Source organism: Pseudopedobacter sp., from assembly GCF_040392825.1.
GTDB lineage: Bacteria > Bacteroidota > Bacteroidia > Sphingobacteriales > Sphingobacteriaceae > Pseudopedobacter.
The window spans coordinates 1-11020 of sequence record NZ_JBEBVH010000126.1 but is presented as its reverse complement, the minus strand read 5'-3'; the positions used below and the strand labels follow the sequence as shown (position 1 = coordinate 11020).

The window sequence follows — 11020 nt, the reverse complement described above, 5'->3', positions numbered from 1 at the left end:
TATGCGTAGACTCCGGCATTAGCGAGATAAAATCCCAGAAGGTATCATGTGCAGATGCTGCCTGTGGAATTTCATTATCAGGCTCGGGTTTTACCGCATGTACTAAATCCGGAAATTTCATTGCATCCTGAATGAAGAAAATAGGCATATTATTCCCTACCAAATCGAAATTGCCTTCCTGCGTATAAAATTTAACCGCAAATCCCCTTACATCACGAGCCAGATCGGTAGAACCGCGAGATCCTGCCACCGTAGAAAAACGTACAAAAACCGGAGTTTCTATTTCTGTATCGTTCAGAAACTGGGCTTTTGTAAATTTAGATAGCGATTTATATAATTTAAACACTCCATGGGCTCCAGACCCGCGAGCATGAACAACACGCTCCGGAATACGCTCATGGTCAAAATGCGTCATTTTTTCGCGGAATATGAAATCTTCCAGTAAAGAAGGCCCGCGCTCTCCCACCTTTAAGGTATGTTGGTCGTCATTAATCTTTACGCCCTGGTCGGTAGTCATCGGAGAATCCTCCGGATGCGCTTTATCAGGCTCTAAACTTCTTTGCTTATCGTTTAATGGTTGCTCATCCTCGTTTAATGTTACATTTTTTTTAGCCATGTTCTTGGGTTTTAAATGATTTATAATTCTTCCGCAGCTTCATAGTTCACATCATTTTCAGCAATTTCGGTCAACTGTAGGTCAGCAGTCTTTTCTTCGTCCAACGTTTGAGCCAATATCGACGCCACATGATCCAAACCCAATGTTTTTGCCAATTGAGCCAGTCCTCCATAGCTTGCAATTTCATAATGCTCTACCCGCTGCGAAGCAAGAATAATAGCTACATCCCGGGTTGCAGTGCCGGCATTTGTGCTTTCTATAGCTATTTCGCCTTCCTTTACCAACCCTTCCATGGCGTCACATTTTTTTGCTATCGCCTGCTCGCTCACTAAATCGAAAATCTCCTCCAACCGTTGCACATGTATCTTTGTTTCTTCCAGGTGTTTTTCAATTGCTTTTGCCAAAGCTGTCGATGCCGCAACACCAGCCATTTTGGGTAGCGTTTTTACCAGGTGATTTTCTGCCCAATACAAGTCTCTCAAATTCTCAAGAAACAATTCAAGCAAAGCCGAATATACCGGTCCTGTGCTTTTGGTTTTGAACTTTGGTTCTGTTCCTGTTTCGTTTTTCATAGTGCTTTATTTTTAGCTGTTTGTAGATATGTATAAAATAAAATGTTCCGTCAGTCCCTGGAAATCCATCCCTTAACCAAACTTTTCCACTGCGGATATGAGACCCCAATTTTTGCTGCCCAGCCTACAATGGCATTCCTCATGTTATCCAGACCATGCCGGGTATCCGTATTAGCTACTTCGTTACGACCGTGTTCTTCTGCAAATATTTTATTGCCAATCCGTTTTACCTGAAATGTCGATACGGCTTCATCCGTAAAAAAGTGAGCCGTATTTTCATCATTATTTTGTGGATTAGGCGCAGGTCTTGCTTTAAGGGTGATTAATTCTTTATTTTCCGATTTCTCTTCAGACAGTTCCTCTACTTTTACCCAATCGTATCCTTCTCCTGTCTGGGTACCGGGTCCCGGAATATCAATACGGAAATAATCCCCTTCTATTACCGGCCTGTTAACTTCCTGGCCCGAATAATCTGTCAGTTTAAATGCCGACATAGGCAATTCAGCAATTTTATACCACTCATTAACATTCAGAAAGCGGTTCTTAACAACCCGAAAAAAATCTATTGCCTCCTGTTCAGACGATAATTCAATCGTTTCCTCCGCATTGGTTTGTGAACCAACACGCTGCTGAGGAATTTTCTCTGTCCCAAAGTTTTCCTGTTCTCTGTTTTCCATAGAAATGATATTCGGTTAGAGCTTAAGGTGTAAGCACAACTTTTACACAGTCGTCCTCTTTCTTATCAAAAATTTCGTATCCTTTTGGTGCTTCGGCTAACGGAAGTACATGTGTTATAATATCATCCAAAATCACCTTTCTTTCATTAACCAGATTAATAAGCTCATCTATATATATCTGCACAGGTGCCTGTCCCTGTTTAATGGTAATTCCTTTATCAAACATTCTGTGCAGAGGGAAATTATCGTATGTAGATCCGTATACACCTACAATAGAAACAGTACCGGATCTTCTTACTGCTTTAAATGCGGTATCCAGCACTTTCATACTACCTTTTTCAAAATTCACAGTAGCCTTCAACTTATCTATCACACTCCTTTCGGGTTCAAAACCTACAGCATCTACACATACATCCGCACCTCTACCGTTCGTCATACTCCGAATCGCATCTACAATATCTACCTCATTTGGGTTTAGTGTTTCAACATTATTAACCTGTCTTGCTTTTTCCAATCTGTAATTAAGCGGATCAATAGCAATAACCCTGCTTGCACCTTTAAGCCAGGCTGCCTTCTGCGCCATTAATCCCACAGGGCCCGAGCCAAAAATGGCTACAACCTCGCCTCCTTTCAGTTGCGCCCAATCTATAGCAGACCAACCAGTTGGAAAAATATCTGTTAAGAAAAGTGCCTGACTATCGGTTAAACTTTCCGGAACAACACGCGGACCTATATCGGCATAGGGGACTCTTACATACTCTGCCTGCCCGCCGGAATAACCGCCGTATAAATCTGTATAACCGAAAAGTGCCCCACCTTTTTCTCCTGCCATATCGCCATTGGGGCCATAATGCTTATAGTTAGAGTTTTCGCAATGTGTTGGTGCCTGGTGGTTACAGAAAAAGCATTGGCCGCATGCAATAGGAAAAGGTACCACTACCCGGTCTCCCTTCCTCAGGTTAGTAATTGCTGAGCCTGTTTCTACCACAATGCCCATAAATTCATGTCCCATAATCATATTACTGGCCTGCGGAACCGCGCCGCTTAATATATGCAGGTCAGAGCCGCATATTGCAGTAGAAGTAACCCTCAGGATCACATCTCTGCTATCTTCAATTTTTGGATCTTCGACGGTGTCCACACGAATGTCGCCCGGTTTATGGAAAACTGCTGCTTTCATAGATAGATAATTTTCAGGTAGATGATGATTTATTGTCTCTCCACAAACTTGTGAAAAGTGCTGGTCTCGCCATTCTCTTTTTCATCCTGATAAAGAAAATCAAGCTTGTTATCGTCAAATTCTTTAAAGAAAGTATCCCAATCCAGCTCCTCAAAATTGTCAGAATCACTAAATTCGGGAAAATGTATTCTCAATACCCCGTCGCCCTCGTTTTCTCCGGTGCCTTTTATTCTTGAAGGTACACCATCCCTCTCTTCTACCCATTTTTTAATGGTCTCATGATCATGTGTTTGATTAGATGTGCTCATATCAATTATCGTTAATAGTTAATGACTCAGACTTATGGTTGTATATCCCTGTTATTCCTTTTTCTGATGGCGAAATACGACACCAGAACGATGACAAGAAATACAATTCCTATAATGATTGGAACCAGCATAATTATTATTTTAAATTAAAAACAGCGTTTTGCTACTAGTAAAGTTGTGGCCTTATACCAAGCAGATGAATGAAAGGAAACAATAATGATGCGAGGATACAGATGTTTATACGTGTTTTCAATACGTATAAACCCCGTTTTAGCTGGCAGAAAATACTGGTTGAGCACTCAATTCGAGAAATGCGTCGCATACCTCATCAGCTGTTGGATAATCTTTTGGTTCTTTATAAACGTTTTTTTTTATCCAGCTTATTACTTCATTTTTACTGGAAATACTTTCTTCCACACTATATTCCAATGCTTTAAATTTAGTCATCCATGGTTTATGCTGTGGGTTAGTTTGTGCATACAGCACAATAATGGGAGTTTCTACAGCTGCACCTAAATGAACGATTCCTGTGTTCACGGAAATCAGCATTCTCGACTGCTGAATTAAGCAGGCGGTTTCAGACAGAGATAAGCGCCCCGAAAAATCGTACACTTGGCCATGTAATTTGTCTGTAACCTGTTTTATTTCTGTAGAATCTTTATTGTCCCCGGTAAATAATAAGGGATAACCATGTAAGTCTATAAGCTGCTGGCATACCTGTATCCATCGGTCTAACGGATATTTTCTTTTCTCTTCCGATACGCCTATATGTACAACCAAATAAGAATTGCTATTTAAAGAAGCTTCCCTCAATAAACCGGAAACATATATCTCACACTCTGCCGGAATGCTTATTCTTATTTTTTTATCGCTAACTGTCGCTCCCATACTTTCTGCCAGTTTCAGATCCCGGTCTACCTGATGCAAAATTTCGCTATAAGGCTCTTTATCCGGAAGCCATTTATTCAGCAAATCGTAAGGGTTTTCTCTGCAATAGCCAATACGAAGAGGTATTTTCGATAGCCAGGCTATTAAAGCTGCTGGTAAGGGGTTCTGACTAAAAGTATTAAATATAATACAGCTATCGAAGTTACGCTCTGTAAGCTTCGCAATAAGAAGCAGAACTTCCTGCTGGCTCCCTGTTTCACTAACCTGTACCCAAGGCATATCAAAAACAATAACATCGTCTATTTCGGCTATCAAAGGAACTACCTTACTGCCCTTAGAAGATGTCAATACCGTAATTCTACAATTAAAAGATTCCTTTATGGCCCTTATAGCGGGCGAAGACATCAGCAAATCCCCAAAATTATCAGCTCTTAAACACAAAATATTTTTAATAGATTCCATCAGGATGCGTAAACCTCCGTTTTTATATTGTCTTGAATTCTCTTAATTGTACTGCTGGTAGACTTGTTATCCGTAAACGGAATAAGTTCTAAACGGCAGCCTATTTCGTCAATAATAACCTTTTCTGGCAGGTATTTGTAACTGTAATCTCCACCTTTTACAAACACATGCGGTTTCAGGGCTTTTATCAGTTGTATTGGTGTGTCGTCTCCCTTTTTTCCAAATGTCACAATGTAATCTATACTGGCCAGTCCATTAAGTACTTCTACTCTTTCCAAAAGGTTGTTAATAGGTCTTGCAGAACCTTTCAGACGCTTAATACTTTCATCATTATTAATGCCTACTATCAGGATATCGCCTTGTTCTTTGGCTTTAGACAGATATTTTACATGTCCGCAATGCAATATATCAAAGCAGCCATTTGTAAACACTATCTTCTTCCCTTCTTTTCGGTGTTTGGCCACCAATTTTCGCAGTTGCACAAGAGATAAATGTTTGGAAGAATTAACTAATTTTTCTTCTATATCTTCCGGAGTGCATATAGCCGTCTTTTTCCTTTTCTGGATAGCAGCATGCGCCGCATGCACCGCCAGCGCAATAGCATCATTCGCATTTGCACCACTTAGTACAGATAATAAAAAAGCCGAAATAAAACTGTCTCCGGCACCGCTTACCTGGGGAGCTACTACCTGCTCTACTTCGTAATGTGAGATAAAATCCGATTGCCCGAAATGTGCAATCCCATCCTTATCCATAGTCAATACAATATTTGCCGCTCCAGTTTGCGCTGCCAAAAGCGCTCCCCATTTCTTCACCTGCTCCTTACGGCTTTGTGCATATAGCTCGCCGGTAATCTTTAAAGCCTCCTGGTAATTGGGTTTAATAAAATCCGGTTTCAATATCCGGTATCTTTCATAAGACTTCGCATCTACCATCAATAGCTTTTTGCTTAATCTTTGCCATTCCAATAATTTAGAAATCACCCTATCTGTAATAACACCTTTGTTATAATCAGAAATTAAAATCGCATCACAAGATTTATAGGCATTTTCAATATGCTTTATCAGGCGAGCTTCCGTTGCAGCATTTATCTTAGAATCCGTTCCCTCATCAAACCTAACAATTAGCTGACTTTCAGAAGAAATTCTAGTTTTAATTATAGTCTTTCTTGAAACATCTGCTATTAAATATTTATCTGCTATACCTGAGGTTTTTAACAAATGCAGGGCTTCTGTTAAGGCCCCATCTTTACCTGTTACCGTACAGAACATCACCTTAGCTCCTAAGGCGCTTAAATTAGCAGCAACATTGGCAGCACCACCCAAACAAGTATGTTTTTCATGAATATCTATAACCGGAACACTCGCTTCCGGAGCTATTCGCTGACAATTTCCATGAATATATTTATCTATCATGAAGTCGCCTATAAGAAGAATGCGTTTCTTGTTAAATTTCCTGACTATATTCAAAAGTTCCCTGTTCATCTCCTTTAAGTTTATACTGATAAGAAATATGTAATGAGGCTTCTAAAAAATTAGACGATATCCAGTTGGGTATCCTGTTCAGATTGCCATTTACCTGCCATTGGTCTTCATTTCCGTTGTCTATCAGTAAAGATTTACAACCGGCGGCTTTACCGGCTTCTATATCGTCCAGAATATCTCCAATCATCCAGGATCTCGACAAATCTATCCGATGGTCTCTTGCAGCGGTTAGAATAAGCTGAGGATTCGGTTTTCTGCAATTACATTTAAGTACATATTTGGAAACTGTGCCTTCTTCCGAATGCGGACAATAATAAAACCCCGAAAGATTGATACTTCTCTGGTCAAACAGCTGTCTAATTTTCTGTTCTACCCCAATCAGATCTTCTTCCTTAAAATACCCTTTGGCAATACCTGCCTGATTGCTGATGATAATAAAAAGATATCCCAGCTTGTTTAACAGTTCCAGTCCCTCCAAAACGCCCTCACTCAATGTAATTAAATCCGGGTTTACGTTATATGGAATATTAGGGATTATGGTTCCGTCTTTATCCAGAAAAATGGCTTTATTAGCTTCCATAATCTTTATATTTTTGTTGTGATTTTAAATAATTACGTTGTCCATTTACACTCAGACTTGTATAAGTAATATTTAAAGGTTTTATTGAATTCTCCAGACGTTCTTCGGCAACTACATTTTGCTCTATTATAGTACAAAGCTGGTGTACAATATGTAAATGGAGTTCTTGAATACGCTGGGTGCTTTTAGACGGAATAATGATATTATATTGCGAATGTCTGGCCGCCATTCCCCCATCTTTACCCAGCATGCTAATCGTAATTAATCCATTCTGTTCTGCCATATCAATAGCTTTAAGAATATTGTCAGACTGGCCGCTTGTACTTAAACAGAATAAAATATCCCCTCTTTGTCCATAGGCTTCTACCTGTCGGGCAAAAACATCGTCATAACCAAAATCGTTGGCCCACGCTGTTAAGATAGCTGTATCTGCGTTAAGTGAAATAGCCGGCAATCCTCTTCTATGGCTCACTTCAAACCGTCCTACCAGCTCTGCCGTAAAATGCTGACTCTCCGCAGCACTTCCACCATTGCCGCAAACCAGAATTTTCTTTCCGGACAATAAAGCATTGCTCATTATAGTCCCTGCATTGTAAACGTCTTCTGCTATTGCGCGGGCCGAATATTTGAAAGTTGCCGCAGCCTCCATAAAGGCTTCTTTTAACGGGTCTAAAAGATTTCTGCCCTGATGTTTTTCCTGCAAAACATTTTTGTACAGGCCAATAACCTGGTCGGCTATATGGCACCACTTAAATTTCCGCACATACTTTTGTGCAAAATCACCCATCCTTTTCACCAGCTCCGGCCGGTCAGTTAATACCTTAATTTTATCGGCAAGCGCCTCCGGGTCCGAAGGCGGAACCAGAAAACCCGTTTTGCCATCCAGAACAGAATATTTTATACCGCCAACATTGGCTCCTATAACCGGTGTACCGCAAGACATTGCCTCTAGCGGAGTAATTCCAAAAGGCTCATACCAGGGTGTCGTCACAAACACATCTGCAGCACTATAATAGTATTTTAAGAGGTCTCGTTCTTTTCTGCCGGCAAAAAGTACCACTTTTTCCAGCCCCAAACTTTTCACCAGGTCTTTCAGTCGGTCTATTTCCTGATAGCCTTGTTTTTCCTCTTTTTCGCCGCCAACTACAATCAGCTTATATAAGTTCTCACCTGCTTGAAGTTCAGACATGGCTTTAATAACATTGTCTATACCTTTTCTTGGCACTATACGTCCCAGTTGCAAAACAATTTTCTCGTTTTCGCCAATATTCAGCAATGTTCTGGCTGTTTGTTTCCTAATCGGATAAAAATCTGCCGGGTTAAAGCCACAGGCTATTACAGGAACCTTAGCTTCTTCCGCCCCGTATAGTGTAATCAGGTCTTCCTTATCTTGCGGACATTCGGCTATAACCGCATCGGCATATTTAATAATCTGCTGCTCTATAGCTACCCTTTCCTCCGGAAACCTGTCGTTTTCCTTCTGGAAAGTTTTGCGAATATGCCCCAATGCATGGAAAGTAATTACAAATGGTATTTGCAAACGCTGCTTTAACTGCATTGCTACCAGACCAGACATCCAGAAATTTGCATGAATAAGCTGATATTGCAAATCCTCCTGACAGATAAAATCTTCCATTTGCTGCCTGAATTCAGTCATATAAACAAAAATGTCTTCTTTTGGAATAACTTCTGCCGGCCCGGCATCTACTAATATCACCCTAACTCCCTTACAGAATTGAGTGATTTGAGCAGACTCACCATCTTCTCTTCTTGTAAAAACATCTATTTCATACCCTTTTTGAGCTAACTGTCTCGCTAATTCTGCAACATAGACATTTTGCCCTCCACTATCCGTTCCCCCCAAAGAGGCCAAAGGCGAAGCATGTTCGCTTATAAATGCAATTTTGTTTTTCATGGTAGGTGATTTTATTGAAAACTAGCTTGTTTACTTACTGAAACTTCTGAAAATAATTCTTCCCAATCGCGGGTAAATCTCTTGATATCAAAACGCTGTTCTGCGTATTGCTTAGCATTGGCTCCCAATTCCAACGCTTTTGTTTTATTTTCTATAAGCATGTTCATACAGTCAATTAAAAAAGAGACGTCAGTATGTACATAGCCATTATATCCATTCTTTATAACATTTGGCATTTCTGTGGTTGCCAAACCAACTATAGGCATCCCTATGGTCATGGCCTCGCATACTGCCAGTCCCAAACTCGTATACCTTATGGGATTAAAGAAGAACCGGTATCTGGAGATAAATTCGGGCAACTGAGGATGTAACACCTCTCCAAGGCCAAAACCTTTTGTTCCCATACCAACCAAATCTACAGGCACTTCTTTCTGTACTTTTTCAAAGAGGTCAAATCCCAGTAAACGCCCCCTCTGTGGCAAATTATTAATGACAACAATTCCTTTGTTAAGTTCGCCGGTATAGCTCGCCGTAGCAGGCATTACACCATGCTCTATTACCCTTACATCGGGTACCAGCGAATGCCACATCAGCTTATTAAAATGCGTAACATGAACCAACGTTACATCATTATTTTTTACAGGATGCACCTCGTTCGTCGGATGCCCCCACGGCGGATCATGCTCCAGATAAACCTTAGGTAACGCCCGCTGCGCTTCAGATAAAATTTCGTATTGGTCTACAAAATAGTTCTCGTCGGCCTGAAATAACAGCACATCAAACTCTAAATTTTTCACTTCCTCAGCTTTTACCTCTATCACATTGCTACCAAAAGGGAATGTATTTCCTCTGCCGCAATACCTGTCGCTTTTCTGATTGTTTACCGGAATGAAAATATCATAGTTCCCCTGCGATAAGTAAAACAAATAGCTACCATGTATGTGCCAGGTAAAAATTCGCATTCGCTTCCCGGTCGAGAACAAAAGTTTAGTCGTGTCAAAATCGGTTTGATGTGTCATGTTTCTAATTGTTGTGCTAAAAATTTTAAATTACTCCTCGTCTTCGTCTTCTTCGTCTTCAAGGTCTGTGTCTAAATCGTTTCCGCGATAATAGTCGGCGTCGCTACCTCTAATCTGATCGTCGGCATCTTCAGTATCCAGATTTTCCACATCAGCATCTGTTGGCGGCTGTTTTTGAGTCCCCGAATCCGATTCTTCGTTTTCGCCCCCCATTTCGTCAAACTCATCAGAGTCTAATCCTAATTGTGATCCTCCTGACGGATTTGATCCTGCTTCATCATTATCCCGATCAGGATTTGATTGAGGATTGGCATTGTCCTGGTCTAATTCATTTTCAGCATTTGAATTTTGCCTTCTTTGTTCTTCTAAATTTTCTGTGTTTTCCATGGCATTGTTGATTTAATTTTTTAAAAATCGATTAATTATGATTCGTATTTGAATAAACATGACCTTATTTAGAATGTTCGTTTGTATAATACCTGTTTTCCCGAAAGATTATACTTGTTTAAGAAGCGTATAAATACCCAAAAAGAAAATTGAATACCTGTTAAGTGCGCTTTACATTTTTACATGGATTATTTGGCATATCATTGGCACGATTTCCTCATATCAAATCTTATGCTATGAAAAAACACAACATTATTGCACTGCTAATAGCTGCATTCACAATGCAGGCATGCCAAAATTCAAAGAGTGGAGCTAACGATAACCAATCAGAATCCGACACATTAAAAGAGTCTACCGTTCTCATGAACGAAAGCAGCCTGGAAGGCGATGCGGCATTTTTTGCTAAAAAAGCTGCTACCGGTGGCTTAATGGAAGTGGAAGCCGGAAAAGTAGCAATGGAAAAATCTAAAAACGCATCGGTTACCGACCTTGCCAAAATGATTGTTTCTGACCATACAAAAGCCAATGAAGAGCTAAAAGGCCTTGCCTCAGAGAAAAAAATAGTTTTACCCGCAGAACTGGATTCAGACCAAAAGTCACATCTGGATAAGCTAAAATCCCTAAGTGGTAACGAATTCGATCAGACTTATTTAAATATGATGAGCGAAGATCACCGCAAAGATATCCAGATGTTCGAAGATGCTTCCAAAAACTTAAGAGATAAAGATGTAAGAAACTTTGCCTCAAAAACACTCCCCGTATTAAAGAAACACGCCGAAGCAGTTGATAGGATAAAACTCAAATAACCAGTACTCCTACTATTCAATCGACTGCACAGAACGAGACCTGTTACCGAACAGGAATCTCGTTCTGATGGCTTAAAGTAAAATAACAAATTTCAATAACCTTCTATTTTTTACGCTTAAGACTTC

General features: G+C 40.2%; 12 protein-coding genes. 1 reads left to right on the top strand and 11 read right to left on the bottom strand.

Going from position 1 to position 11020, the window contains the following annotated elements:
• The 11 genes from ABWO41_RS10280 to ABWO41_RS10230 all read right to left on the bottom strand — a co-directional run.
• Positions 1-616 (bottom strand): catalase (locus ABWO41_RS10280; RefSeq protein ID WP_353137366.1); only part of this gene is annotated, 616 nt, incomplete at its 3' end.
• A gap of 20 nt (positions 617-636) precedes the next feature.
• On the bottom strand, positions 637-1188 hold the full coding sequence (locus ABWO41_RS10275; RefSeq protein WP_353137364.1) for a YciE/YciF ferroxidase family protein: 552 nt from the start codon (positions 1186-1188) through the stop codon (positions 637-639).
• Positions 1189-1238: 50 nt separating this feature from the next.
• Positions 1239-1865, bottom strand: a complete 627-nt coding sequence (locus tag ABWO41_RS10270; protein ID WP_353137362.1) for a hypothetical protein — start codon at positions 1863-1865, stop codon at positions 1239-1241.
• Positions 1866-1887: 22 nt separating this feature from the next.
• Positions 1888-3045, bottom strand: coding sequence for a zinc-dependent alcohol dehydrogenase (locus tag ABWO41_RS10265; protein WP_353137360.1), 1158 nt, complete (start codon positions 3043-3045; stop codon positions 1888-1890).
• A 29-nt stretch (positions 3046-3074) separates the two neighbouring features.
• Entirely contained in the window at positions 3075-3353 is a 279-nt protein-coding gene (locus tag ABWO41_RS10260) for a hypothetical protein (protein WP_353137358.1), read from the bottom strand.
• A 270-nt stretch (positions 3354-3623) separates the two neighbouring features.
• Positions 3624-4703 (bottom strand): glycosyltransferase family 9 protein, encoded by a 1080-nt coding sequence (locus tag ABWO41_RS10255; RefSeq protein ID WP_353137356.1) that lies wholly within the window; start codon positions 4701-4703, stop codon positions 3624-3626.
• Complete coding sequence (gene rfaE2 / locus ABWO41_RS10250; RefSeq protein ID WP_353137354.1) at positions 4703-6187, bottom strand: D-glycero-beta-D-manno-heptose 1-phosphate adenylyltransferase; 1485 nt, start codon at positions 6185-6187, stop codon at positions 4703-4705. The genes ABWO41_RS10255 and rfaE2 overlap by 1 nt, the downstream gene beginning before the upstream one ends.
• Positions 6150-6767 (bottom strand): D-glycero-alpha-D-manno-heptose-1,7-bisphosphate 7-phosphatase, encoded by a 618-nt coding sequence (locus tag ABWO41_RS10245; RefSeq protein WP_353137352.1) that lies wholly within the window; start codon positions 6765-6767, stop codon positions 6150-6152. The genes rfaE2 and ABWO41_RS10245 overlap by 38 nt, the downstream gene beginning before the upstream one ends.
• The gene (locus ABWO41_RS10240) at positions 6757-8682 is read right to left on the bottom strand and encodes a glycosyltransferase (RefSeq protein ID WP_353137350.1); all 1926 of its coding nucleotides are present in this window, start codon (positions 8680-8682) and stop codon (positions 6757-6759) included. The genes ABWO41_RS10245 and ABWO41_RS10240 overlap by 11 nt, the downstream gene beginning before the upstream one ends.
• A gap of 11 nt (positions 8683-8693) precedes the next feature.
• The gene (locus tag ABWO41_RS10235; RefSeq protein ID WP_353137348.1) at positions 8694-9701 is read right to left on the bottom strand and encodes a glycosyltransferase family 4 protein; all 1008 of its coding nucleotides are present in this window, start codon (positions 9699-9701) and stop codon (positions 8694-8696) included.
• A 30-nt stretch (positions 9702-9731) separates the two neighbouring features.
• Positions 9732-10088, bottom strand: coding sequence for a hypothetical protein (locus ABWO41_RS10230; RefSeq protein WP_353137346.1), 357 nt, complete (start codon positions 10086-10088; stop codon positions 9732-9734).
• A 236-nt stretch (positions 10089-10324) separates the two neighbouring features.
• On the opposite strand from ABWO41_RS10230, the gene ABWO41_RS10225 reads away from it, so the two are divergent.
• Positions 10325-10894 carry a DUF4142 domain-containing protein gene (locus tag ABWO41_RS10225; protein WP_353137344.1) on the top strand — a complete coding sequence of 190 codons (570 nt, stop codon included), beginning with the start codon at positions 10325-10327 and terminating at the stop codon, positions 10892-10894.
• Positions 10895-11020 lie beyond the last annotated feature (126 nt).